The organism is Microcoleus sp. PH2017_05_CCC_O_A, from assembly GCF_020738785.1.
In the GTDB taxonomy this organism is placed as follows: Bacteria; Cyanobacteriota; Cyanobacteriia; order Cyanobacteriales; family Microcoleaceae; genus Microcoleus.
Window position 1 is genome coordinate 17,920 of the sequence record NZ_JAEQCB010000035.1, and the last position, 24,670, is coordinate 42,589.

Here is a 24,670-nt window from a genome sequence, read left to right on the forward strand (position 1 = left end):
TTTATCCAATTTTTTTACATTTAGGCTCTCGGATATGATAAAATATGCTACTTTTTTGTCATAGTATGCACGCCGTCCCATTCGTCGGGCGGGGGTATTTCCAAATAGCTGAGGGATCGCTCGATCTGAACTTCCACAGGTCGATCGCTCGGTCGCATAGCTAAAGCCGCCTCAAAATAATTAATAGCTTGCTGAAAATTTCTAGCAATATAAGCATGGCGGCCGTTGTTGTAAAGTTCCAAAAACCTTTCGGTTTCCCCATCGAGGGGATCGGAATTAATTTGCAGCAACTCGTAAATGCCGACCGGCTGATTTTTGCCCTTAACCCGCACCTTGTCCAACTCTCGCACCCAAATCCGTTCGCGGCACAAATTGTAGGTAAATTCGCTCAAAATTATATCGCAGCCGTACTCCTTTGTAAGCTGTTCCAAGCGGGAACTCAAATTCACCGCATCCCCGATTACGGTGTAATCCATCCGCTTTTCCGAACCAATATTTCCCGAAACCACCTCTCCAGAACTAATCCCAATTCCGAAGCGAAACGGATCGGCGCCTGGGCGAGAATCATTAAACTCTTTCAAGCGCCGGCGCATATCTAAAGCCGACTGCACCGCCATCCAACCGTGACTTTCCGGGGGATTGAGCGGCAGGGGCGCACCGAACACCGCCATTAAAGCATCGCCGATAAACTTGTCTAAAGTGCCTTCGTAGTGGAAAACGGCCTCCACCATCGTCTCAAAATACTGGTTCAATAGGGCCACAACTTCCGAGGCTCCCAAATTTTCGGTCAGAGTGGTGTAGCCGCGAATGTCGGAAAATAAAATAGTAACTTCTTTGCGTTCGCCCACCATCAGGGAGCCTTCGCCCAAGGCCATGATTTTATCTACGACTCCGGGAGTCATGTAGCGAGACATTGTGGTTTTCATCCGCTTTTCGCGGCTGATGTCTTCGAGTACCACTAAACCGCCGCGCGCGCCACCTTCTGGATTGATCAGCGGGTTGACAGTTAAATTCAAACTGCGTTCAATTACTTTAATTCGAGAGCCGGAGATGGGTAGGGGACAATAAGGGTGATAGAGGTCAGCATTCCGCAGCGAAAATAGAGATTGGGAATTAGCTAATTCTGCCTGCGCTACTTCCTCAGTCCAGGCGCTGTTTTCGCCCCAAGCGTAATATAAGGTGGGGTCATTGCGATCGGGCACGGCCAAAATGTAACTTTCTGCTTCTGTATCTGCTGCTGCGCTACCCAGTGTTGTTTCCACCAACAGTCCCACAGTTAAACTTTGTTCGGGAACGTAATGTCTGGCAGCATTCAGGAGACTGTCTTCGAGTCGAAATTGCAAATTATCGATCGGCACAACTTCCCAAACATAGCGATCGATCAGTTTATCTTCCCAAATCACGAGATTGTGTTTGCTTTTATCTTGATTTACCGGACAGCCCAACAATTCCAGCGCGGCTTCGTTAATTGTGACAATTCGCCCCTGCAAATCGGTGGAAATGACTGCATCTGAAAGACTTTGCAGCATATCTTTTTGATACTGCTTTTCCACCATCACGTTCTGAAACAGTTGAGAATTTTGCAGCGCCATTCCGGCTTGGGAATTAAATGCTCGCAAAAACTCTTCGTCGGAAGTTGTGAAAGTGCCTTGAGTCTTATTAATTAGTTGAGTCACCCCAATCAGCTCACCTTTGGCGTTATGAACCGGCATACACAAGACAGTGCGAGTGCGATATCCCGTTTGCTGGTCTGTAGATGGGTCAAAGCGGGGATCGTCGTAAGCATCTGTAATATTTAGAGTTTGACCGGTCGAAGCCACGTAGCCTGCAATTCCTTTGTTAGCAGGAATGCGGACTTCCATCATCGTTTTGCCGTCGGCCTTGGCGAGTTTTGTCCAAAGTTCGTTGGTTTCGGGATTTAATAAAAATAGCGTGCTGCGATCGGCTTGCATCAAGTCCCGAGCTTGATCCATTACAGATCGCAAAGTTGTTTCCAAGTCAAGGCTTTGACCCAAAGTCGTGGTAGCTCTCAAAAGTGCGGCAACCCCTCGCTGGTTGCGGGCTACGACGTAGAAAGACTGACAGCTTTCGAGAATAATCCCGATCGAATCTGCAAAAGCCTGGAACTGCTGTTCGTCTTCCTCGGTAAAGGGGGCATTGCCAGCTTTGTTTAACAGTCTCACCACCGCTACGGGTTCGTGCTGGCTCTTACTGCTAAAAATCGGCATACAGAGGATAGTCTCAACCCGGTAGTTCGGCGGTTCGTCTACTTCGGCATTAAAATGCTCGTGTTCTCTACCATGCAAGACATTGAGCGATTTTCCAGTAGTTGCTACGTAGCCTAAAATGCCTGCATCCATCGGCAAGCGAATTTCTATATCTTCGCCCGTGAGCCCATCCACTGTTTTGTGCCACAGTTGATTTTTGTTGGCATCTACCAAAAAAATTGTTGTCCGGTCTGCTTGCAAAATTTGACCAATTTTGACAGTGAAGGCATCTAACAGTTGCTCTAAGAGAGTTTCGAGTGCTTCATTGTTAATCAGGTCCATTGCCCGGATAAATTGCTGAAATTCAGCCGTTACAAAGTCCAGCAGGCACACTAATTCAGTAACTGGCAAGCTCTTAACACGAGAGGTCAATGCCCCCATAAAATTGACTTGAGTCAGTGTAGCCAGAACGCTACCAGCATTGGAGAATGTCATGATTAACTGCTTGCTCAGAGGGGTAGATTGACCGGCCCGTCGATCGCGGTGCTAGATTCTGCGGTGCAAACTGTTTAAGTTGTTTGCTTTTCAACTCAGCATTCGATTGTCGGTTTGATGAATAATGGGTTCATTCTTTGGCGGATGAAACTTCAGTTTGCTTGTTAGAGATGCTCGATCTTTTTTTTGTTACAACATCGATACTGATGAGAGTTCGCCAGGCATGAGCTGAACTTGACTTCGGAACGCTGGCAGCCTGAAAACGAGCTTCTAGGCTTTTGTTCGATCGATCGCGGGCGATGTATATTTTACCCTCTGTGCTCGGCTGCTGGGCGGTGTGACTGTTTTAGCGCACTCGGCGACCGTATCCGGTCGGCTGCCGCCGCGCCCCAGTTTTGCCGCCCGCGAAGCATTCCAAAGCTATTCATAGTTTAATGGTAAACGCAACAGCAGGATAGCTACCGCAATCAAAGCCGCAAAAAAGTTCGATCGATCTTTGAGGACATTCCTCCTCGCTAGAAACTGCCTCGGGATGGAAGCTAAGCTGTCGGTGATGTTTAACATCGCGACATCTTGTCAAATTTAAGCAGCAGAGGCCATGGACTGGGAAAATACCACCGATCGATAGTAGCCTCGTAGTTGGTTAGTCGCCGCAGCCCAACCCCAGCGTTCGGCTTCAGAGCGAGCGTTTTGGCGGAGGGTTTCTCGTTCTTCGGGATTCGCAAACAGGCGCTGGGTAGCAGTCAGAGCTCCGGCTTCATCGGCGGGGTCAAATAAATAGCCGTTAACACCGTCTGTGACAATATCGGGAATTCCGCCACTGCGAGCCGCCACTACGGGAGTCCCCGCAGCCATAGCTTCGAGGAGCACTAAGCCCAGGGTTTCGGTACGGGAGGGAAAAATGAAGGCATCAGCAGATGCGTAAGCAGAAGCCAATTCTTGCCCCTTGAGGTAGCCAACAAAATTTGTGGGGGTGCCGGCAAAATATTGTTCGAGGGTTTGGCGGTGCGGGCCGTCTCCCACTAGGGCGAGGCGGGCGCCGGGAATGGCGGCGAGGACTGGTTTGATGGATTCGATTTCTTTTTCGGCACCGAGGCGGCCGACGTAGAGGAGTAAGGGGCTATCTGGGTTATTTTCAGAAAGGCGCGATCGCATTTCTCGACTTGCCAATTCGGGGACAAACATTTCCGTATCTACACCGCGCTGCCACAAGTCTACTCGCTCAATGCCATGAGTTCTCAACTCATCCACCATTGCTGTAGAAGTGCACAGATTTAATTCAGCTTGATTGTGCGCCCCTTTGAGCAATTCCCACAGCAATGGTTCGAGCATTCCAAAACCGTAATGGTGCAAGTATTTGGGTAAATGCGTGTGGTAAGAAGCCAAAATCGGAATATTGAACTTTTTGCCGTAATAGATCCCGCCCAATCCCAAAATAGCGGGATTGACAACATGAATAAGATCCGGTTGAAACTTCTGTAATTGTTGACCGATCGCCGGACTGGGCAGTGCCATTTTCAGTTCCGGGTACATCGGTAAAGGCAAACCCTCAACACCGTAAACTCGGGCACCTTTGTATTCTGTAATTCCGTAATCTGGAGAAAATATCAGAACTTGTTCGCCCGATCGCTGCAAGTGATCTACAGTGTGAATCAGGCGCGTCACAATGCCGTCTATTTTTGGCCAAAATGTTTCAGTGAACAGAGCAATTTTCATAAAACGAAGGAAGAAGGAAGAAGGAAGAGGGAAGAAGGAAGAAGGAAGAGGGAAGAAGGAAGAAGGAAGAGGGAAGAAGGAAGAAGGAAGAGGGAAGAAGGAAGAAGGAAGAGGGAAGAAGGAAGAAAGCTGTAGTTATACAGGTTTTCATAAAGATGAGGTATGCCAAATTCTGCTACTCTCAGTAGAGAGAACACACACTGCGGGCGAGCGTCTTTACTCCCAGAAACCTCAGAAAGCTTAGAGAAACTATCGATTACCAATTGCCAATTACCAATTACCAATTACCAATTCCCCATTACCAGACATACCTCATCTTTTTGAGAAAGGCTATATTCTTTGATATATTGTTTAGGAAATCGATACTCCCAGTCTTTGGCAAATGTCGGGGTTAGTAACAGGATACACTGCCTCGCGAGGAGTAAGTAATTGGGCAAGATCGCCCGTATTATATTGATGCTGTTGCTGCACAAATTCTGAAATATCCTCAATGTTAACAATCCATTCTTGGGCATAACTGGCAAGATAACTGCCACGCAAGCCGAGTTGAATTGCCCGCCGTTCCAGTTTCGCGCCACTGGGATGGTGGTCTGGATCCCATTGCAGCCGCACGGATGAATTTTTAACAGCTTGTTTCCATTCTTTTTCGCTTCCGTACACTACTGAAACGAAATTGGAATGGACGACAGATGCTAAAATTTCGTCAAAAGCCGATCGCTTTAACGAAACCGCCAAAATTACTTCTTGTCCGGGTTTTGTACCCCATTCCGAACGATACATCATCCAGAGAAAGTTTGGCTTAATCCAACTCATGCGGTTAAGACTGAACTCGCCGCCGAAATAACCGCGTTCCGCTGCAAAGTGACCGATCGCCGGACGGTAAGCTTGATAGACAACAACAGTATCATCGTCAAATTGTGCTAAAATGTGGCGACCTGTATTCGGCCACCGCATTTTTTGGTTTAAGTAAGATTCTGTCAGCAGCTTCATCTGAAGTTATTTGCGATCGAGAGGTTGTTCCGGCAAGATACAAATTCCCTGAATGCCAATTGATAAAATTATCCCACCTAAAAGCAATCCCACACCTTCAGCAAAGCAGTTAATTCGGTGAATTTCCTGTGCAGTTTTGGCAATTAAGATTTCCTTTTCCGTAGCCGAAGGCGATTCGCTTTTGAGGCGGTAATTTTGATAACTCGCCGTTAGTGCAGCCCATTCCGGTATTAAATAATAAGCACAAACTGCACTGGCAGAAAATCCCGGCAGAACAACTAAAAGCAACAAGATGAGAATTCGACTTTTCACGGTATATAAGGAAGAAGGAAGAAGGAATCGAGCCTGATGTTTCAGCAATTAAGAACGTCATAACCATCGGGCGCGGTTGCCATATTTATTCCCAACCAAGCTAGCAGTTCTTCTCTTCCCTTCTCATCTCTTACTTCGCGCCCTTCGCGCCTTCGCGGTTCGTTAAAAAAATAGCGTTGCATATTTGCGGGATGATTTGGAATTTTATCAAAGCTGAAAATCATTATTTTTGGGGCGGGCTAGAAGCCCACCCCACAAGATTCATGCCAGAATTATGTAATGCCAAAACTCTCTCCCGCAGCTTGTACCCGAATTTACCGTCGCCAAGAAACCTTCGGCAAAATTTGGTTTTTATCGACGCGGTGCTGATATTTTGTAGCAAAATTCAGCAGAGAATCGAGCAGGGAATCTGAGAGGTAGTGCGGCTGCAAGCCGAGGCCTAACAAACTGGTGTTTTTGGCATTGAAATAATGTTCTTCTTTCTCGACTCTGGGATTTTCGAGGTTGTTGATTTCTACTTTTAATCCCATTGCCATGCCTGCTTTTTGCACCAATGAGGCTAAGTCGCCGACGCTAAATTGTTCGGTGAATTGGTTGAAGACGCGGAATTCTCCGGCGGCGGCGGGGTTGGCGATCGCCAATTCGACGCATCGCACGGTATCCCGAATGTCTAAGAAGGTGCGGGTTTGTCCGCCAGTTCCATAAACTGTCAAAGGATGCCCGATCGCAGCTTGGATGCAAAATCTGTTCAAGGCTGTTCCGAATACTCCGTCGTAGTCCAAACGGTTAATTAACAGTTCGTCCATGCCAGTTTCTTCGGTGAGTACGCCGTAGACGACTCCCTGATTTAAGTCGGTGGCTCTTAAACCCCAGATTTTGCAGGCAAAATGGATATTGTGGGAATCGTGGACTTTACTTAAGTGATAAAAACTGCCAGGCTGTTTGGGATAGGGTAGTGTATCTTTGCGGCCGTTGTGTTCGATCGTAATGTAGCCTTCTTCAATGTCAATATTCGGCGTGCCGTATTCGCCCATTGTCCCCAATTTCACTAGGTGACAGTCGGGGAAATCTTCGCGGATGGCGTACAGCAGGTTCAGTGTCCCGACGACGTTATTGACTTGGGTGAGGACTGCGTGTTCGCGATCGATCATCGAGAAGGGCGCCGATCGCTGTTCGCCGAAATGGACGATCGCCTCTGGTGCAAATTTTCTCATACTTTTGCTGAGAAAATCGTAGTTGGTGATGTCACCGACGAACAAGTCGATCGACTTACCCGTTAAATCTTGCCATCGCTGGAGTCGTTGCTGAATCGGTGCAATGGGAGTGAGGGTGTCGCTGCACAGTTCCAGATCCCAATGCCGCCGCACGAAGCTGTCGAGGATGCCAACTTCGTGACCTTTGTTAGAAAGGTAGAGTGCGGTTGCCCAACCGCAATAGCCATCGCCACCAATAACCAGGACTTTCATAAATCAACGGTGAATCTTGCTTGCCAATACTGGGTTAATGTACCAGGTATTGGTGCATTGTGAACCTTTAATCAAGCGTGTTGGCCAAGTCTGGACTTGGTTTTTCGGCATCAAACCGGAATTTCGTCGGCGAAGCTAGCCCAGCGGGTAAATTCAAAGGGGCCGGCCTGGGCTCCCCAGACGTGGGCGTCGGTTTCTGGGTCGCGTCCGCGATCGTGACTGGTGAATTTGTCTCCATCGATCTCGAATTCGCTATCTAGATAGGTATTTTTGCCCTTTCTGACCACCATGCAGCCTTTTCCGGGTTCGACACACCCTTTGAAGCTGCTGCCCGTCCAGTGTGTAATAAAGGTGCACCCCGGCATTAGTTTAAATTCGGCTTTGTTGAGTTCTTGGAGCTTTTGGAGATCGCGGGAGGCGCCGTAAAATTGCTCTTCGTTGACGATCGCGTAATTTTCGATGTCGATGCGATCGCCCATCGGGACTAATTTTAACACTCGGACTCGGTACGGAGTTTTGAGTTCAATATCATAGGCTTGTTCTAGGTACAAGCTCATCCCGCCCAGAAGTTCTGTGGGTAGGGGTCTCATGCAGACGCGGATGTGCGCGAAGAATGGCGGATTTTCAAAGGCTTGCGCTTGGTTGCTGAAGTCGGCCGCCATCCAGCGGGCGAGGGTAATGATATCGGTGGAATGGGACATATCGATGGTTTTGAGAAGCGGAGTAGAAGTTATTTTACTGGAATTTTCACAACAAACTCCGTACTCTGCCCCAGAATCGAAGAACATTCAATCTTACCACCATGTTTTTCAGTAATAATCTGATGACTGATTGACAGCCCCAAACCAGTGCCTTTCCCAAGAGGTTTGGTAGTGAAAAACGGATCGAATAATAGACAAAGAATGGGTTCCGGGATCCCGACTCCATTATCGGCAATACTAATTGCGATCGCATCATCACTACTAATGAAAGTACGAATCGTAATCCTAGGTTCTTGGTTATTGCTGACACCCGATGATTCCAAAGCATCGATCGCATTACTCAGGATATTCATAAACACCTGGTTTAGTTGACTAGGATAACATTGGACTTGTGGTAACTGCCCATAATTTTTGATGACTTGAATTTCAGGACAATTTTGTCCACCTTTTAGACGGTGTTGCAAAATCAACAGAGTGCTGTCAATACCTACATGAATATCAACCGCTTTGCAGTAGCCTTCATCCAAGCGGGAGAAATTGCGGAGAGAAAGCACCAATTCGCGAATGCGATCCGTACCTATTTTCATCGAATTGAGTATTTTAACCAAATCTGATTGCAAAAATTTTAAATCAATTTCTTCTGCCCGTGTCTGGATTTCTGGAACCGGATTTGGATAATGTTTCTGGTAAAGTTGCACAAAGTCTAACAAATATTCAGTGTATTCTTTGACGGGGTTTAGGTTAGCATGAATGAAATTCACCGGGTTGTTAATTTCGTGGGCTACTCCCGCCACCAAGTGGCCGAGGGCAGACATTTTTTCGCCTTGCACTAAATGAGTTTTGGCTTGTTTTAGATTTTCTAATGCTTCGTTGAGTTCCTTGGTACGTTGTTCCATGATGCGTGTGGCATTTCGTAGTTGTAAATGCACCTGAATCCGGGCCAATACTTCTTCGCACTGAATCGGCTTTGTGATGTAGTCCACTGCACCCAAACTTAGCCCCTTAATTTTATCTACTGAGTCGGAAAGGGCTGTCATAAAAACAACCGGAATATCGCGAGTATCAGGATTGGCTTTGAGCTGTTTGCAGGTCTCAAAGCCATCGATTCCAGGCATCATGACATCTAGCAAAATCAAATCGGGCTGAGATAATTGAATTCGTTGTAGAGCGGTTTCACCATTTTTGGCGATCGCCACCCGGTAGTCATGTTCGCTCAATACATCAAATAATACTTGCAGATTACTGGGAGTATCGTCTACAACTAAAATAGTCTTGTCTGCGGACATGGAATTGACTGACATTAGAAACTCCAATATATAAACAGCAGGAAGCACGAAGTTCGGCAACGGATTGTCTAACGGATGTAACGGATATAAGGGATGGATGTAAGAGGTTAAAAGGAAGGAAAACAGAATAAATAGTTTTTTTTCAATTATATAGTAATTTGATTCAAATTTTTTATTGATAATAAACAGGTTTATACATTCAAAAATAAAGTAGCTAAAGTAGTGGTTCGATTAGGCGAATAATGGCTTCCTCATCAAACTGTTGACTTAGTGCTAAAACTCGGTTAGCAAAGACTATATATTCGGGTGCTAATTTTTTCAGGCGATCGGCTTCCTGGTGAATATCACTCATAAAACCACCCTGGGCGGCGGTATAGAGGGCTGTCAGTTCTTTAACTGGTGGCATTACCATTTTAACCTCATGGGCTTTATTCTCAGTAATTTTCATGGCATCTAGTTTCATTTCTTCATAAATCCACTGCAATTCCAGGTGTTTCTGTAATTGGTTCAACAATCCAGTAAACTCGATGGGCTTCGGGAAAAAACTATTGCAACCAGCATCCAGACTTTCCTGTATGTCTACCTGAGACAGAGTGGCTGGAGAAGCAATAATCGGCGTAGTCGCAAAGTTTGGCAGTTGTCGCAGGCGGCGAGTCATTTCTAACCCATCCATTATTGGCATATGGATATCGGTAACGATCGAGTCTGGTAGCATTTGAATGGCCATGTCTAAGCCCGTTTGTCCGTTGTCAGCTTCTGCCACTTGGAAGCCTAGGGGTTCCAGCATATTTATGATAATGAGGCGATTTTCAGGGCGATCGTCAATCACCAGAATTTTGCGTCTTTCGCCCTGATAGCCGATGACTTTGCGATCGGCGATCGCATCTTCTGTCATCCAATCCGATGCTGGCAACAAATCTACCTCAAACCAGAAGCTACTACCCTCACCAAGTACACTCTCGACATGAATTTCGCTGCCCATTTTCAGGATAATTTGTTGGCCGATGGCAAGCCCCAAGCCAGTTCCTTCGCTGTTGCGATCGCCTTTTCCAGCTTGCTCGAAAGGTAAAAAAATCTTCGATAATTTTTCCGAAACAATGCCAATACCAGTATCTTTAATCTTGAATCGAATTCTTTGGGCTGCACCAAAATCGCTTGATTTTACCACAGGTTCAACTCGGAAACTGACACTGCCAACATCAGTAAATTTAATAGCATTGCTGAGCAAATTCAACAACACTTGTCGCAGTCGTTTGTCATCAGCATGGACTGCAATGGGCAGGTTGCTAGCCGGCTGATAGCGAAAATCCACGCCTTTTTGTTCTGCCTTGATCCGGCACATATCCACAGTGGAGGATAGGAATTTTTCTAGATGGAAATCTTGGGGATCAAGTTCCATCTTGTGTACTTCCAACTTTGACAAATCCAAAATATCATTAATCAGAGTGAGTAAATGGGAACCACACTGGTGAATTACTCCTAATCCTTTCATCTGTTTGGGAGTAGTCGTCGGATCGTGTTGGAGGATTTGGGCATAACCCAAAATGCCATTGAGTGGCGTTCGGAGTTCGTGGTTCATATTAGCCAGAAATTCACTTTTGGTGCGGTTGGCAATTTCGGCGATTTCTTTAGCCTTTTGCAATTCGCTGATTGCTTTTTCTAAATCTTGGGCTTGCAGTCGGAGTTCTTGTTGATATGTTTCTACTCGTATAGCTGCGGATTGAATTGTCTGGGCTAGAAATTGGATTTCATTATTTGGTAATCCACTGGGTATGACAAAGTTATCAATTCCATTCCTGTCGATAACTGCTTTGTTCAAACGTTCGAGTGGGTGTAATACAATATGCTGAATTAATATCGTCATCAGTCCTAAAATTGCAGTCATCCCAATCAGCAGGGTGACGGTGGAAGTATAGAAAGTTTGCCATACTTGCTGGCGCATTTCTTCGGCATTCAGAATCGCGATCGCCAACCCGCGCCGATTTCCCTGACGAAACAAGGTACTGCTAAAGGGCAAAATTGCGACTAAAGCTGACTCACCATCTATGTTGGTTCTGAAACTTGTTTCTAAACCTGTTTCGGCCGATCGCTCTAATATTTGCTCTAATTCTGGATGAATAGTAGCATAGGCCGGATTTTTGAGTGCCGATCCACTCCGGGCGAGGGTTTGGCCATCGGGACTGACGATCGCCACTTCCACCACTGTCGGCAAGGTAGCATAGTTTTGCACCACGCGCTTGACAATGCTCCTATTCCCCAATTCGATTAATCCTTCCGTGGAAAACCCCACTCCCTGGGTAATCGATCGGGCGCGTTGTTCTAGTTCTTTCTGTAATTGTGATTGCATCAAAAAGTAGTTGAATCCCAAGGTGATTAAGCCAACAGTTGCCAGAGAAACACTAAAGCCCAATAATAGTTGGCGAGATAAGTTCTTTCTAGCTTGTTGGCTCATGGTTTCCATTCCGCTATTGCTTCATTGACAAGGGTGGAATCAATCTCCACATCTTGCCGAATTACTCGATTATGACGCGGATCGGATTTGAGTAATTCGACAATTTCTGCCTTGGCAGATTTGAGCCTACCTTCTGGGGCAAACATTCGCCGATTTAAGGTCATATCACCTTTTTTTAATCCAGCATAATCATTGGCAAAAGACTCACCACTTTGTCCCAATTGCTTTCCAACCGCCTTAAACACTTTTTTCGGCTGAGTTTTAACTGCGTGCATTACATCAAACCATGCCAGCATAAATTGCTTTAGTTCGGCTTTTTTTGCTTTCACTATCTTATCACTGGACATTAAGGTATCAATTACCAGACTGTCTACTTGCTTTGTGGTGTGAATTATATTGCCTTTGATGCTATTCGCTGTCTCCCCCAGCACCGGTTCCCATAACACCGCAGCATCAATCTCACCCTCTTTGATTTTCTGGGCTGCTACTTCATTGGAGTAATCCAAAATCGGCACATCAGAGGGCTTAATTTGATGATGAAGTTTTAAAGCTTCTAACAAAGTTAAATGGCTGATGGTTCCTAACTTTGCTGCTACTTTCTTTCCTCGCAAATCTGCTACGGATTTAATTTCTGGCTTGGCAAAAATTCCATCTGCCCCGGCAGAAATGTCGATAGTCATTAAAACCACAGGTTTGCCATCACCCGGATCTACCTGCATCACTTCCCAAAAGGTAGTAAATGCGGCATCTAACCTACCACGGATTACTGCCCGACTGGTATCCTGCGAGTTATCAAATAGCACAAACTCAACCTTTAGTCCCCGTTGCTTGAATATTTCTGAGGTTTGGGCATAGCGGGCAATATCATATCCCGGAAAGCTGATAGTTCCAATTCGCAGCGGTTGGAGCGATCGGTTAAATCCAAAGCCACAGGCATTGGTGAGAAAGGTGAGGCAAAGGGCGATCGCAAATAAACTGAAACCTGGCTTGATATTTAACTTCGATTTTTGCTTCCAGGAAATCCTCAACATATTGATGATTGAGATAACTTTCATGACTGCGAAGTGTAGTTTGATTTAAATTTATTATATTTAAATTTTAAATTTATTATTTAAATAAGGTCGATCGCACTTACGACATAAATCTATAGATCTGACTAGAGATTTTTTGCAAAAATGCGATCGGCCCGATGTTACTTTTACCAGAGATAAAATTCTCTGGTTCAGACATCTAAATTAACAAACTAGATGAGTTTGACAGCCCGGAGACCAAACATCAGCACTGTCGCCAAGCCAACCATGCCACCGAAAATTCCAAAATAAGCTATTGCTCCGGTAAGACTCATTGCAATTTCTCCAAAATAATCAATAAAAAGACCTATTAAGAACTATAATCTAAAATCTATAATCTAAATTAGATAAATATGCAATCGATAATTAAAGTTGACTTGGGCCCACAATCTTACAATATTTGCGTGCGATCCCCTACGGGGGCTACGCCAACGGGCGGCTTAGACGAGCTCGGTACCCTGATGGGCGATCTAAGTTTGGGCAAAAAAGTTCTTTTGGTCTCAAATCAGTCGATTTTTCGGCACTACGGCGAAAGAGCAACCGCAGCCCTCGAATCGGCCGGTCTAGAAGTCAGTACCTGCATTTTACCACCGGGCGAACAGTACAAAACTTTAAATTCCATCCAGAAGATTTACAATGCGGCTTTGGCTAACCGGTTGGAACGTTCCTCGACAATGGTGGCTTTGGGCGGCGGAGTGGTTGGGGATATGACGGGTTTTGCGGCGGCGACTTGGCTGCGCGGAATTAATGTGGTGCAGGTTCCGACTTCGCTGCTGGCGATGGTTGATGCTTCTATTGGCGGCAAAACGGGGGTCAATCATCCTTCGGGGAAGAATTTAATTGGGGCTTTTCATCAGCCGCGTTTGGTTTTGATTGACCCGGATGTTCTCAAAACTCTGCCGGCGCGCGAGTTTCGTTCGGCGATGGCGGAAGTTATTAAGTACGGGGTGATTTGGGATGCTGAATTGTTCCGGAAGTTGGAAAACTGCAAGCGCTTGGATCAAATGCGCTATGTGAAGGCGGATTTGTTGGCTGAAATTTTGAGCAGGTCTTGCCAAGCTAAGGCTGAGGTGGTAAGCAAGGATGAGAAGGAGTCTGGTTTGCGGGCGATTTTGAATTACGGTCACACGATCGGTCATGCTGTAGAAAGTTTGACTAATTACAAGGTAATTAATCACGGCGAAGGTGTGGCAATTGGTATGGCTGCGTCCAGCCGCTTGGCTGTGGAGTTGGGAATGTGGGATGCTGAGTGCGATCGCCGCCAATCTGCTTTAATTGCCAAAGCTGCTTTACCTGCTAAGTTGCCCGCAGGTGTCGATATTGAGGAGATTTTGAAGACTTTGCAACTGGATAAGAAGGTGCAGGATGGCAAGGTGCGCTTTGTGCTACCGGTGCGCTTGGGTGAGGCCGCTGTGAGCGATCGCGTGGATGGAGATGTAATTTTACAAGTTTTGAAGGAAATGCTTTAGGTTGAGGCTTATCGGCGTGTTTAACCGCCGTTGAAGGCTAATTGATTCCGATCGCCCCCTCTGTTTTTTATCTCTATGTTCGAGCGATCGACTATCGATCTCATATCTGCTTGGATGACCATAATTAAGATTGGTTTGATCGTTCGGACTTTAGTCCTTAGAAGATGCGGACTAAAGTCCGAACGATCAAACCTTTTTTATTTCAGCTATATCGAACATAATGATTTTAAGAGCCGCTCGACTGCGAATTGATTTCCTCCAAAAGTTTATCTACTCTCGTAGCTGCTTGAGTTCTGCCCTGCTTGATAAATAACTCCTTAGCTTTTTTGAGACTGGCTAGGGCCTCTGCTTGGTCTTCCTTCGCCCCTTGCTGGTATAAACCGACTCCTAAATTGTTTAAAGCATCGGGATACTGGCTGTTAATTTTAACGGCTTGTCTCCACAGCACGATCGCCTCGGGCAACTTTCCTTGACTTGCCATCGCCACGCCCAAATCGTTGTGAGCTTTGGCGTGCTGCGGGTTGACTTCAATTGCTTTCTGGTATTGGACGATCGCATCGCTCATTTTACCTTGCCCCGACAGCAGACTTCCCAACTTATAATAAGCATCGGCTTGTTTGGGATAGCGAGCGATTAGTTGTCGGTACAAAACTTCGGCATTGACAATATTTCCTTGACCGTAGAGGTCGTTGGCCGTTCTCAAACCCACCGTGTAACCTTTGCCTACAACTTGGCACTTTTTCTCAGAGTTGCCTTCCTGTTTACAAATCTTAAGTTCGTCTCCCTTCATCTCGTAGGATAGAACTTCGCGAACTGCGGGCCCCCGGCGCGGTGGCTGCAAGTTCTGCGACTGCAAGTTTGGGGCAATTTGCACCGTGGTTGATTCAGCTTGTACGGGTGGGACAACTCCCAATGCCCACATTCCAGCCACCACAATGCTTGGGCCAATCCAGGTAAAAGGTTTGAAAGGGCGAAACTCTCGATCGTTTTTCATGTCTTTTGTGGAAATGTGTTGTTGATATCCTGGGTTTCACTGCTTCGTCAAAGTCCGAACACATGGCGGCCCACCATTGATACTGTTATTAACAGTCGAGATATTTTAGCACTGTAGGGCAGACTTTGAGTTAAATTAGAGTATATTCCCGATCGATTCTCAGTCAACCTTAGCAGGAAAGTAGAAATGGGGCAGTCTATTCTCACCATGCTGTTTGCGCTCATCCTCGGCTACGCTGTTAACTCAAGCGTGAAAATAGTCAGCGGTGGCGACGAAGCTTTAGTCGAACGTTTGGGTCAATACAAGCGCACTCTCAAGCCCGGATTCCACTTTATCAGTCCCCTGATCGAAAAAGTCGTCTGCGTGGACACCAGCCGCGAACGAGTTTTAGATATTAAACCTCAATCAGCAATTACGGGCGATAATGTGGCCCTAGAAGTCGATGCCGTTGTGTATTGGCGGGTTGTGAATTTGCAGAAAGCTTATTATGGAATCGATCAAATTGAAAATGCGATCGCCAACTTAGTTTTAACGACGTTTCGCGCCGAAATTGGTCGATTGCCCATGCAAGACATCTTGGGTTCCCGAGATGACATGAATAAAAAGTTACTCAAGAAGTTGGACGAAGCTACCGAAACTTGGGGCGTCAAAGTAATTCGCGTAGAAATTCAAAGCATTACACCTCCGAAAAGGGTGCAAGAAGCTATGGAATTGGAGCGCGCCACCAAGAGCGAATGGCAAGCAATGGTCAATAAGGCGATCGGCACTAAGGAGTACATGAGGCTCTTAGTTGAAGCTTTAGACTCCCATCCGAACAGCAAGCAAGTTTTGAATTACTTAGTAACTGAAAAATACTTAGACGCTCAACAAAAACTAGGCGAAAGCGACAACGCCAAAATTCTGTTTATGGACCCGAAGAACATGACAGAAGCCATCAACGAGTTGATGGGTTCCATGCCAGATATTGAGCCTAGATATCATCAACCTGGGGAAATGAAAGTTATCGATACTCAAACTTCTCAAGATTGATTTCTGAAGATAGCGTCGGCAACCAAACAAACATCGTGCATTTCTCTGACATCGTGAATTCGCAAAATATCTGCCGAATTTGCGATCGCACTTGTACAAGCCGCCGCTGTCCCCCAAATTCTTTGTTTAGCTTCTGGCTGATTCAAAATGTGACCGATAAAGCTTTTGCGCGATACTCCGACTAAAATCGGACAGTCCAAACCCCGAAATTTTGGCAACTGCCGCAGAATTTCCAAGTTTTGATTGTAAGTCTTAGCAAAGCCAATACCGGGGTCGATAATTATCTGAGATTTATCAATCCCCGCATCCAAAGCGGCCACAATTCGACTCTCCAAAAAATCCAGAATTTCCCCAATTAAATCCTGATAATCTGTGAGTTTTTGCATCGTCTGGGGAGTTCCTCGAATGTGCATCAAAATTATCGGCACTTGCAACTGAGCAACCGTTGACAGCATTTCCGAGTCAAAAGTTGCTCCCGAAATATCGTTGACAATATCAGCCCCCGCCTCAATCGCAGCTTTAGCAACCTGCGCTCTGGTAGTATCGACAGAAATCGGAACTGAGCTAAAAATATCGGCTTTTTGCCTCAGCATTTGTACGACAGGTATAACGCGATCGATCTCTTCTTCTAAGGATATTTCCGCTGCACCGGGCCGGGTAGATTGACCGCCAATATCAATAATATCTACCCCCGATTTTACCATATTTTCAGCTTGCGCTAAAGCTGATTCTATGGTATTGAAATCGCCACCGTCGCTAAAACTGTCAGGAGTTACGTTCAAAACACCCATCAAATAAGTGCGTTTTCCCCACTCGAAAGTTTTATTTCTAATGATAATTTTGGCTGGGTTATCTGTCATGGCGAGTGAGATTTTAGATTCAAGATTTTAGGTTTGATATCCTGTCCGGTCAATTACCATGAAAAAAACGGTTCGTAGTGTGGAATGCAAGTCCGCAGCAGCCTGAGAGCCGACTTGCATAGCACACTACGAAAAAAACGGTTTGTAGTGTGGAATGCAAGTCCGCAGCCTGAGAGCCGACTTGCATTCCACACTAAAAACCAATCTTAAAAAGCCCCGGTTTCTTAGAGTCTGATGCGTCCAAGATTCTTCAACCAAAACTCAACCAGCTAAAAACACGATCGACCGTCAATTCTAATTCAATTCCATTAATAATTGGCAACCGATCTGTACCTCGGTAAAATTCTACTTTTTGTCCGGGAAATACTGCTAAAATACTTTCTTCCTCAGGATCTAGCAACCAACCCAACTCAGTACCGTGTCGCGAACAGTGCAGCAATTTACCAAGGACTTTTGTTTGGCTTTGGTTTGGGGATAAAATTTCGATCGACCAGTCTGGATTAATTTCAAAGATGTTGGCAATTCTACCCGAAGGCAAAAAAGGAATTCTTTCCCAGCGGAATACTGCTATATCCGGTACGATCGACTTACCGCCAAAAGTGCAGCGCAATTCAGGAAAAGCCTTGGCAATTTTTTGAGTTTGCGCTACTCGATCGATATTTTTGCAGAGTTCAAATTGAAGTACGCTATGTTCGCCTTGAGGCATGGGCTTCTGAAGGATATCTCCGTCAATAAATTCTGAGGCCGGTTCAGTTTCAGGAAGTTTGAGGAAATCTTCTAAAGCGGGTTTGGGTTTAACCATCGCAATCATAAGTCAATTCTCCCGATCGGACAAACACTTAAAGTATCTCAAGGGCATATCACAATTGTAGGCGATCGCTTTCTCCTTCCCGCTGCCCTTGTTCCACTTACCAGTTATTGATAATTGACAATTCTAGCGAAACTGGCAGCTTCCAAACTCGCACCACCTACCAAAACCCCATCAATTTCAGGCATCGCCATAACTTCATCAATATTCTCTCCTTTCACAGAGCCGCCATACTGAATCGGCACATCAGGATTAGTCAATTTAGAGCGAATCAAACCAATAACTCGGTTAGCTTCCTTCGTTTCGCAAGTGTCGCCAGTGCCGATCGCCCAAATCGGTTCGTAAGCTATTACTAAGTTATCTTGGTCAACACCAACCAAATCCTGCGCTAACTGAGAAAAAATATGAGCTTCCGTTTCCCCGGCATCCCGTTGTTGCTTCGTCTCTCCCACGCACAGAATCGGAATTAAACCGGATTTCTGAGCAGTTGTCAGCCGCAAATTCACCGTTTCGTCGGTTTCCCCAAAATATTGCCGGCGCTCGCTGTGCCCGATGATGACGTAGCGCACCCCAAGTTCTGTCAGCATCTGCCCGGAAATTTCACCAGTATAAGCTCCAGACTCTTGCCAGTGGACATTCTGGGCACCGAGTCTAATCCGGCTTCCGTGCAGGTTTTTCGAGAGGACACTCAAATCTGTGAAGGGAACGCAAAGCACGACTTCCCGTTCTTCTGGGGTTTCCGTCAGGCAGGACATGAATCCTTGAAGAAACTCTAGGGATTCTGCCCTAGTTTTGTACATTTTCCAGTTGCCAGCTATAACTATTTTCCGCACTACTTTTTTAAATCCTTGTCCTTACAACGCATTTTATAGTCTAAAGCTTTAGGGTACATTTCGATCCCTCATTGTCCAAACTCGATGCGAGCTTGCTCAACTAAGTCAATGGTGACGACTTCTGTTTCGGCTTCGCGGGCCAATTGCTCGATCCGCACGCGGGCTTGTCCCCGGACAAAATAGGGAATATTTTTTAGCTTGGCCTTAGCTTGGGCCGTCCATTTTAAATCATCTGAGAATTCGGAATCTGGCATGGCGTATCGGGCGATCGACTGCAAGCGCTCAGTTCTGTACTTTGACAAAAGTCTGTCTGGCTATTCAATTTACCATGTTTTGGGGCAAACCTATTCTGCGAGCAACGCTTGCGGGCGATCGAACTCTCTTCAACTCGGCGGTTGAAACGCAGACTCTACATCAACAAAGCTAACCTTAGGGTGCGTCACGGGGCCGGAATCCTTGAGCAGGTGACGAAAACATTTAGCCCGCTGACGCACCCTACAATAACTAAGGAATGAGAATTAAATAACTTACAATCTTTATTGTTATTGTGGGATGGACATCCCGCCCGTCCTTTCTGAACGGGCGGGACGCCCATTCCACAAGCTTGTGTAAATTATTTAATTTCCGATCCTAATGACTACTGACTGCTGACTGCTGGCTGATGTCGGATCGGAATCTCGATCGCAAATTCAGTACCCTTACCAGATTCTGAACAGCACTTTAAAACACCGCCGTGTTTCTCTACCACAATTTGGTAACTAATTGACAGTCCCAATCCAGTACCTTTGCCCACCGGCTTAGTCGTGAAAAAAGGGTCAAATATGCGTTCTCTCATCGATTCCGAAATTCCAGAACCGTTGTCAGCAATCCGAATCACCGCGCTCGGAACATTGCCATTAAGTTGACCGACAGCAGTAGAGATTTTAATTTGAGGACTCACTGAATTGCGATCGCTCAACTGGTTCGATTGCAAAGCATCGATCGCATTTCCGATCACATTCATAAACACCTGATTCAACTGTCCAGCATAACACTCAACCAGAGGCAAATTGCCGTACTCCTTAACTAGCAGAATGTTGGCACTATCCGAACTAGATTTCAGCCTGTGCTGCAAAATTAACAGCGTGCTGTCAATGCCCTCGTGAATATCGACATCCTTCATTTGACTTTCATCCAAACGAGAGAAAGTCCTCAAAGACAAAACTATTTGACGAATGCGATCGGCTCCCACCTGCATAGACAATAGCAACTTCGGCAAATCTGACCGCAGAAATTCCAAGTCAATATCTTCTGCCAACTCGCCAATCTCAGGACTAGAATCGGGATATTGCTGCTGGTAAAGTTCCAGCAAACTCAGCAAATTTTTAGTATAATCAGTAGCGTGATTGAGATTGCCGTAAATAAAATTAACTGGATTGTTAATTTCGTGAGCAATACCCGCCACCAGTTGCCCCAAACCAGACATTTTTTCAGTCTGAATCAATTGAGCTTGAGTTTGCTGCAAGTCTTTGAAATTTTGAGCTATTTGTGCTGATTGACCTCTCGTTTCCTCCAGCAAATCGGCTTGTTGGATAGCTACGCCTAACTGATTGGCAATCTGAGCTAAAAACTTAACTTCTGAACTTTCCCAACAGCGCGGCCCACAATGTTCGTAGGCTGCCAACAAACCCCAAAGTTCTTGTCCTACAAAAATTGGCGCGATCGCATATGCCTGCACCTGAAAATGCTCTAAAATAGTGAAGTTACACTCCGAGTGACAAGCTTGATAGATATCGTCAACGACTAGAATCTCATTATTGAGATACCTACCACCTCGGTGTTCCTGCAAATAACTATTTTCCCAAACCGTATTGATATCTTCCCCTACCAATCTGATCCAACCGTCTTTCACAAACTCGGCAACATATTTTCCGCTCCAATCAGAATTAAAGCGATATACAGCAATTCTATCAACCTGCATAAACTGACAAACTTCTTGAGTTGCCGTCTTAAAAATTGCATTAATATCGAGAGATTCTCGAATCTTTGCTACCACTTCAAATAGTATCCGCTGCTGTTCAGTAGCTTGCTGCAAATCAACAGCTTGCTGCTGAGTTTGAGCGAGCAAATCCGCTTGTTCTAGTGCGATACTTAACTGAGCAGAAACTTGAGTGAGAAACTGAATTTCGGAAGATTCCCAGTTGCGGGGATCCGAACACTGATGCACGCATAGCAGCCCCCAAAGCTCGCTGCCTTTCATCACCGGTGCAACTAAAGTCGCTTTGATCTGAAATTGCTCCAATACTTTCCGAAAGCAATCTTGTAATCCGGCTTGTCTGATGTCTGCCAATGCGTGTACTCGCCCCTGAGAGTAAAGATTGGCGTAGTTTTCTCCAAAACAGCGATCGTTTACTCGGACTGCCATTGCCGATCTAAAATCTGGAAAAACATCTTCGGCAACGAATTCCCCGTCGTTAAATTCCGATGCGGGATCGAAACGGTAAACCCCAACGCGATCGGCATTTAAAGCCCGTCGCACTTCCTGGGACATCGTGGTAAAAATATCGTTCAAGTCGAGAGATTTCCGCATTTTAGCCACCACTTCAAACAGCACTAGCTGCTGTTGGGTCAACTGTTGCATTTGATCGGTACGTTTTTGAACTTTATTTTCTAAATTAGCGTTAAGTGCCTCTATTTCTTGGTATAGTTGGTATTGGTTAATTACCTGAGAAAAATGGCTAGCAAAAGCTTGTAATAATTCAATTTCTTCAGCATTCCATTCGCGAATCTGGGCTGTTTTTGACTCTTTCCACGCTTCAAAAGATATCCGAGATTGAGCGAGTCGCCCGTCGGCATCTAATTGTCCTGCCCAGAGAGTTTCGGTGTCAAATTCTTCTCTAAAAATGCTCAAGTAACCGAATATTTGCTGCCTGGTTCTGAGTGGTGCGATTAAAATGCTGCGGATTTTTGTCGATCGAAATGCAGGTTGCAGGCTTCTCAAACTGCTAATTTTGTACAAGTCGGGAATTGCCCAAACCTGTTGCTCGCTGGAGTTAAAATATTCGTGCCAGACGCTGTATAGCTCTATCTGCTGGTATTTGGCAGAAATAGGCATTCTCGGGCCTGAGCCACAAGTGTAGACTTTGAGTGCCTCTGTGGAATTGTCCGAGTAGGGTAGTAAACTCGTGAGATTGTTGCTGTGGAAAATGCAAAGCCTGCCACCTACGGCCTCTAGTGCAGCTACACATTCTGCCAAAGCTGCTTGCAGTTCGATCGCGGGCTGGGAGTGCAGGGCTGCGGCGACGCGGTTGACGGCAGCTTCACGCTCAGCTTTGGCCTTGGTTCGGGAGAGGAGGGTTGATTGGGCGATCGCGACGGCGAGGTGATCTGCCACCATCTGAACGTCTTGCAGTTCCTCCTCTGCGACACTCCGGGACTGGGAGTGGTGAGATACCAACAACCCCCACAATTCTTGGTCGTGAAAAATTGGTACTACCAAGGAAGCTTTAACGCCGAGTGCAGTTAAGTATTCAGCGTGGCAGGGGTCGATCGCCCGAAAGCGCACTTCATCGGGCAGCATTTGATCGGAAACCTCGTCGCGGCGGGGACTTTGGCCTAGCAACCCGGAATCGATATCGACGATCGATCGCACCTGTACTTGGGCGAACAGTTCGCGGGCGTGAGGGGGAATATCGTCTGCTGGAAAATGCAGCCCCAATAATGATGGCAAGCGTTTGCCGTTAATTGATTCAGCAATCACTTCACCGCTGCCATCGCTATGAAATTTATAGATTTTTACCCTGTCTGTTCCCAAGAACGATTGAAGTTCCGCTGCTGTGGCGCTGAGAATTTCTGGCAATTCTAGAGAGCGGCGAATGCGGTTGGCGATGCGATCGAGTAAATTTGCTCGATCGTAAATCACCTGGACATTTTCGAGCTTTAATGAGTCCATTCTTAATTTTTTGCTTTCCCAGCAATAATAGTAATTGGCTAAAAAGTTTTGTGCGTGTTATCAATTTTTGAAAGCACAGGCATTTAATAAAAGTAGATTAGTTTTGCACAGCTAAGGATCTACCTTCAAACTGCAACTTCCTATTGCTATTGTCAATTTTGTGTGATTAAAACTTTTGTACCTTAATTAAATATAAACTTTGTAGAGCCGGCCTGCAAGTTCTTTACCCGAACTCATCAAAATAGTCAAGTCTCAAGAATTGTGGAGTAATTCAGAGAAAGGCTTAACATCGATCGCAACGCCACTTTTTCGAGATATTGGCTTAAAAAAAAGCTCCTGCCGTTAAGCAGGAGCTTTTTTTGATTAGACAATCACATCAGCACAAGGCCGATGATTAGTCCAAATCAGGCATAGAAAGAACCGCTTCATTTTCGCGATTGATACCTTTTTCAAAGCCAGCGACAGCCGCGCGAGCGCGACCAGCGTGCCACAAGTGGCCGATCAAGAAGAAGAAACCCATCACAAAGTGGAAACAGGCCAACCAAGAACGGGGAGAAGTATAGTTAAAGGCGTTAACTTCAGTTGCCAAGCCGCCCACAGAGTTCAAAGAACCCAAAGGAGCGTGAGTCATGTACTCAGCAGCGCGGCGAGCTTGCCAAGGCTGAATATCATTCTTGATTTTGTTCAAGTCCAAACCGTTAGTACCGCGTAAGGGTTCCAACCAAGGGCCTTGGAAATCCCAGAAACGCATCGTTTCACCACCGAAAATGATTTCGCCAGTAGGAGAGCGCATCAGGTATTTACCCAGACCGGTAGGGCCTTGTGCAGAACCGACGTTAGCACCCAAGCGTTGGTCGCGGATCAGGAAGGTCAAAGCTTGTGCTTGAGAAGCTTCCGGGCCCGTCGGGCCGTAAAATTCGCTAGGGTAAGCAGTATTGTTGAACCAGACAAAGCAGCAAGCGATGAAGCCCATGAGGGACAAAGCGCCCAAGCTGTAGGACAGGTAAGCTTCGCCAGACCAGATTAAGGCGCGACGAGCCCAGCCGAAAGGCTTGGTCAAAATGTGCCAAACACCACCAGAGATACAAATCAGGCCAAGCCAGATGTGACCGCCGATGATGTCTTCCATGTTGTTAACGCTGAGCAGCCAGCCTTCGCCACCAAAAGGAGCGCGAACCAAGTACCCAAAAATCACAGCGGGGTTGAGGGTTGGGTTCGTGATAATACGCACGTCGCCGCCGCCCGGAGCCCAAGTGTCATAGACACCGCCGAAGAACATGGCCTTAGCAACCAGCAGCAAGCAACCGCCACCCAATAAAATCAGGTGATAGCCGATGATGTTGGTCATCTGGTTCTTGTCTTTCCAGTCGTAGCCGAAGAAGTTCGAGTATTCTTCGAGAACTTCTGGGCCGCGAACGGCGTGATAAATGCCGCCCAAACCGAGAACCGCAGAGGAAATCAAGTGCAGAACGCCGACTACGAAGAACGGGAAGATATCTGTAACTTCACCGCCGGGGCCGACGCCCCAACCCAAAGTAGCGACGTGGGGCATCAAGATTAAGCCCTGTTCGTACATGGGCTTTTCTGGGATAAAGTGAGCGACTTCAAACAAAGTCATTGCTCCAGCCCAGAACACGATCAAACCAGCGTGAGCGACGTGGGCGCCCAGCAGTTTGCCTGAGAGATTGATCAAACGAGCGTTGCCTGACCACCAAGCGAATCCGGAGGATTCTTGGTCGCGACCGCTTGCATAGGAATTAGAGAGCGTTACCACGCGGTAGAACCTCCAACGATGTTAGTTTTTGGATTTCGGTTTTTTTGTTCTCCGGGTGACCGCAGGAGCACTGCGTCCACCCGGTGAATAGGAATTTGGATTTCTAGTTTGAATTTAAAAAACATAAATTAAGCTGAAATCCAAATCCTGATTTTTTTAAAGTGCGTTACCGCGAGGCAGAACTTCTTCAGGGAAGATGAAGTTTTCGTGGGGTTGGTCGGTCGGAGCCATCCAAGCACGAATGCCTTCGTTAAGCAGAATGTTCTTAGTGTAGAAC

The 24,670-nt window shown here is 46.2% G+C and carries 22 protein-coding genes and 1 pseudogene; 3 read left to right on the plus strand and 20 right to left on the minus strand.

Going from position 1 to position 24,670, the window contains the following annotated elements; all coding sequences use genetic code 11:
- Positions 1 to 47: 47 nt before the first annotated feature.
- From JGK20_RS10455 to JGK20_RS10465, 3 genes are all read right to left on the minus strand, one after another.
- The gene (locus JGK20_RS10455; protein ID WP_293183091.1) at positions 48 to 2,702 is read right to left on the minus strand and encodes a GAF domain-containing protein; all 2,655 of its coding nucleotides are present in this window, start codon (positions 2,700 to 2,702) and stop codon (positions 48 to 50) included.
- Positions 2,703 to 3,122: 420 nt separating this feature from the next.
- Positions 3,123 to 3,266, minus strand: a complete 144-nt coding sequence (locus tag JGK20_RS10460) for a hypothetical protein (protein WP_293230330.1) — start codon at positions 3,264 to 3,266, stop codon at positions 3,123 to 3,125.
- Positions 3,267 to 3,284: 18 nt separating this feature from the next.
- Positions 3,285 to 4,418: a glycosyltransferase gene (locus tag JGK20_RS10465; RefSeq protein WP_293197009.1), complete on the minus strand. Its 1,134-nt coding sequence runs from the start codon at positions 4,416 to 4,418 to the stop codon at positions 3,285 to 3,287.
- On the opposite strand from JGK20_RS10465, the gene JGK20_RS10470 reads away from it, so the two are divergent.
- Positions 4,399 to 4,662 (plus strand): hypothetical protein, encoded by a 264-nt coding sequence (locus JGK20_RS10470; RefSeq protein ID WP_293197010.1) that lies wholly within the window; start codon positions 4,399 to 4,401, stop codon positions 4,660 to 4,662. The genes JGK20_RS10465 and JGK20_RS10470 overlap by 20 nt on opposite strands.
- 107 nt (positions 4,663 to 4,769) lie before the next feature.
- Here JGK20_RS10470 and JGK20_RS10475 read toward each other — a convergent pair whose 3' ends face one another.
- The 9 genes from JGK20_RS10475 to JGK20_RS10515 all read right to left on the minus strand — a co-directional run bounded on the left by JGK20_RS10475 (position 4,770) and on the right by JGK20_RS10515 (position 12,970).
- Positions 4,770 to 5,408 (minus strand): DUF4291 domain-containing protein, encoded by a 639-nt coding sequence (locus JGK20_RS10475; RefSeq protein WP_293197011.1) that lies wholly within the window; start codon positions 5,406 to 5,408, stop codon positions 4,770 to 4,772.
- Between the two features lie 6 nt (positions 5,409 to 5,414).
- Positions 5,415 to 5,699, minus strand: a complete 285-nt coding sequence (locus JGK20_RS10480) for a hypothetical protein (RefSeq protein ID WP_293183101.1) — start codon at positions 5,697 to 5,699, stop codon at positions 5,415 to 5,417.
- Between the two features lie 62 nt (positions 5,700 to 5,761).
- A complete protein-coding gene (locus JGK20_RS10485; protein ID WP_293224101.1) occupies positions 5,762 to 5,902 on the minus strand; it encodes a hypothetical protein in 141 nt (46 codons plus the stop codon).
- 132 nt (positions 5,903 to 6,034) lie between these two features.
- Positions 6,035 to 7,186 (minus strand): NAD-dependent epimerase/dehydratase family protein, encoded by a 1,152-nt coding sequence (locus JGK20_RS10490; RefSeq protein WP_293183103.1) that lies wholly within the window; start codon positions 7,184 to 7,186, stop codon positions 6,035 to 6,037.
- A gap of 110 nt (positions 7,187 to 7,296) precedes the next feature.
- Entirely contained in the window at positions 7,297 to 7,887 is a 591-nt protein-coding gene (locus JGK20_RS10495; RefSeq protein WP_293183105.1) for a chromophore lyase CpcT/CpeT, read from the minus strand.
- Positions 7,888 to 7,916: 29 nt separating this feature from the next.
- Positions 7,917 to 9,188: a response regulator gene (locus tag JGK20_RS10500; RefSeq protein WP_293183107.1), complete on the minus strand. Its 1,272-nt coding sequence runs from the start codon at positions 9,186 to 9,188 to the stop codon at positions 7,917 to 7,919.
- Positions 9,189 to 9,387: 199 nt separating this feature from the next.
- Positions 9,388 to 11,634: an ATP-binding protein gene (locus tag JGK20_RS10505; protein ID WP_293230332.1), complete on the minus strand. Its 2,247-nt coding sequence runs from the start codon at positions 11,632 to 11,634 to the stop codon at positions 9,388 to 9,390.
- The gene (locus tag JGK20_RS10510) at positions 11,622 to 12,680 is read right to left on the minus strand and encodes an ABC transporter substrate-binding protein (RefSeq protein ID WP_293192156.1); all 1,059 of its coding nucleotides are present in this window, start codon (positions 12,678 to 12,680) and stop codon (positions 11,622 to 11,624) included. Before JGK20_RS10510 ends, JGK20_RS10505 begins: the two co-directional genes overlap by 13 nt.
- A gap of 188 nt (positions 12,681 to 12,868) precedes the next feature.
- Positions 12,869 to 12,970, minus strand: coding sequence for a cytochrome b6-f complex subunit PetL (locus JGK20_RS10515; protein WP_194010188.1), 102 nt, complete (start codon positions 12,968 to 12,970; stop codon positions 12,869 to 12,871).
- Between the two features lie 78 nt (positions 12,971 to 13,048).
- On the opposite strand from JGK20_RS10515, the gene aroB reads away from it, so the two are divergent.
- On the plus strand, positions 13,049 to 14,164 hold the full coding sequence (gene aroB, locus JGK20_RS10520; RefSeq protein ID WP_293183113.1) for a 3-dehydroquinate synthase: 1,116 nt from the start codon (positions 13,049 to 13,051) through the stop codon (positions 14,162 to 14,164).
- A gap of 226 nt (positions 14,165 to 14,390) precedes the next feature.
- Here aroB and JGK20_RS10525 read toward each other — a convergent pair whose 3' ends face one another.
- A complete protein-coding gene (locus JGK20_RS10525; protein WP_293197012.1) occupies positions 14,391 to 15,158 on the minus strand; it encodes a tetratricopeptide repeat protein in 768 nt (255 codons plus the stop codon).
- 186 nt (positions 15,159 to 15,344) lie between these two features.
- Between JGK20_RS10525 and JGK20_RS10530 the strand changes: the two genes are divergently transcribed.
- Positions 15,345 to 16,187, plus strand: coding sequence for a stomatin-like protein (locus tag JGK20_RS10530; protein WP_293230335.1), 843 nt, complete (start codon positions 15,345 to 15,347; stop codon positions 16,185 to 16,187).
- On the opposite strand, the gene folP is transcribed toward JGK20_RS10530, so the two are convergent.
- The 7 genes and pseudogenes from folP to JGK20_RS10565 all read right to left on the minus strand — a co-directional run.
- A complete protein-coding gene (gene folP, locus JGK20_RS10535) occupies positions 16,178 to 17,047 on the minus strand; it encodes a dihydropteroate synthase (RefSeq protein WP_293230337.1) in 870 nt (289 codons plus the stop codon). The genes JGK20_RS10530 and folP overlap by 10 nt on opposite strands.
- 250 nt (positions 17,048 to 17,297) lie before the next feature.
- Entirely contained in the window at positions 17,298 to 17,858 is a 561-nt protein-coding gene (locus JGK20_RS10540) for a Uma2 family endonuclease (RefSeq protein ID WP_293197014.1), read from the minus strand.
- A gap of 104 nt (positions 17,859 to 17,962) precedes the next feature.
- Positions 17,963 to 18,688 carry a triose-phosphate isomerase gene (tpiA, locus tag JGK20_RS10545; RefSeq protein WP_293192163.1) on the minus strand — a complete coding sequence of 242 codons (726 nt, stop codon included), beginning with the start codon at positions 18,686 to 18,688 and terminating at the stop codon, positions 17,963 to 17,965.
- Between the two features lie 68 nt (positions 18,689 to 18,756).
- Entirely contained in the window at positions 18,757 to 18,942 is a 186-nt protein-coding gene (locus tag JGK20_RS10550; protein ID WP_293183127.1) for a PCP reductase family protein, read from the minus strand.
- Between the two features lie 383 nt (positions 18,943 to 19,325).
- On the minus strand, positions 19,326 to 22,619 hold the full coding sequence (locus JGK20_RS10555) for a GAF domain-containing protein (protein ID WP_293230340.1): 3,294 nt from the start codon (positions 22,617 to 22,619) through the stop codon (positions 19,326 to 19,328).
- 394 nt (positions 22,620 to 23,013) lie between these two features.
- On the minus strand, positions 23,014 to 24,393 hold the full coding sequence (gene psbC, locus JGK20_RS10560; RefSeq protein ID WP_293151178.1) for a photosystem II reaction center protein CP43: 1,380 nt from the start codon (positions 24,391 to 24,393) through the stop codon (positions 23,014 to 23,016).
- Positions 24,394 to 24,549: 156 nt separating this feature from the next.
- Positions 24,550 to 24,670, minus strand: a pseudogene (locus JGK20_RS10565) (photosystem II protein D2); the annotation flags it as partial.

Coding starts and splice junctions, on each gene's coding strand:
- JGK20_RS10525 (WP_293197012.1), bottom strand. CDS start 15,158: ATGAAAAACGATCGAGAGTTTCGCCCTTTCAAACCTTTTACCTGGATT.
- JGK20_RS10475 (WP_293197011.1), bottom strand. CDS start 5,408: ATGAAGCTGCTGACAGAATCTTACTTAAACCAAAAAATGCGGTGGCCG.
- JGK20_RS10510 (WP_293192156.1), bottom strand. CDS start 12,680: ATGAAAGTTATCTCAATCATCAATATGTTGAGGATTTCCTGGAAGCAA.
- JGK20_RS10555 (WP_293230340.1), bottom strand. CDS start 22,619: ATGGACTCATTAAAGCTCGAAAATGTCCAGGTGATTTACGATCGAGCA.
- folP (WP_293230337.1), bottom strand. CDS start 17,047: ATGACAGATAACCCAGCCAAAATTATCATTAGAAATAAAACTTTCGAG.
- JGK20_RS10550 (WP_293183127.1), bottom strand. CDS start 18,942: ATGCCAGATTCCGAATTCTCAGATGATTTAAAATGGACGGCCCAAGCT.
- JGK20_RS10500 (WP_293183107.1), bottom strand. CDS start 9,188: ATGTCAGTCAATTCCATGTCCGCAGACAAGACTATTTTAGTTGTAGAC.
- aroB (WP_293183113.1), top strand. CDS start 13,049: ATGCAATCGATAATTAAAGTTGACTTGGGCCCACAATCTTACAATATT.
- JGK20_RS10495 (WP_293183105.1), bottom strand. CDS start 7,887: ATGTCCCATTCCACCGATATCATTACCCTCGCCCGCTGGATGGCGGCC.
- JGK20_RS10455 (WP_293183091.1), bottom strand. CDS start 2,702: ATGACATTCTCCAATGCTGGTAGCGTTCTGGCTACACTGACTCAAGTC.
- JGK20_RS10505 (WP_293230332.1), bottom strand. CDS start 11,634: ATGGAAACCATGAGCCAACAAGCTAGAAAGAACTTATCTCGCCAACTA.
- JGK20_RS10515 (WP_194010188.1), bottom strand. CDS start 12,970: ATGAGTCTTACCGGAGCAATAGCTTATTTTGGAATTTTCGGTGGCATG.
- JGK20_RS10460 (WP_293230330.1), bottom strand. CDS start 3,266: ATGTTAAACATCACCGACAGCTTAGCTTCCATCCCGAGGCAGTTTCTA.
- JGK20_RS10540 (WP_293197014.1), bottom strand. CDS start 17,858: ATGATTGCGATGGTTAAACCCAAACCCGCTTTAGAAGATTTCCTCAAA.
- JGK20_RS10465 (WP_293197009.1), bottom strand. CDS start 4,418: ATGAAAATTGCTCTGTTCACTGAAACATTTTGGCCAAAAATAGACGGC.
- JGK20_RS10530 (WP_293230335.1), top strand. CDS start 15,345: ATGGGGCAGTCTATTCTCACCATGCTGTTTGCGCTCATCCTCGGCTAC.
- JGK20_RS10485 (WP_293224101.1), bottom strand. CDS start 5,902: ATGCAACGCTATTTTTTTAACGAACCGCGAAGGCGCGAAGGGCGCGAA.
- JGK20_RS10490 (WP_293183103.1), bottom strand. CDS start 7,186: ATGAAAGTCCTGGTTATTGGTGGCGATGGCTATTGCGGTTGGGCAACC.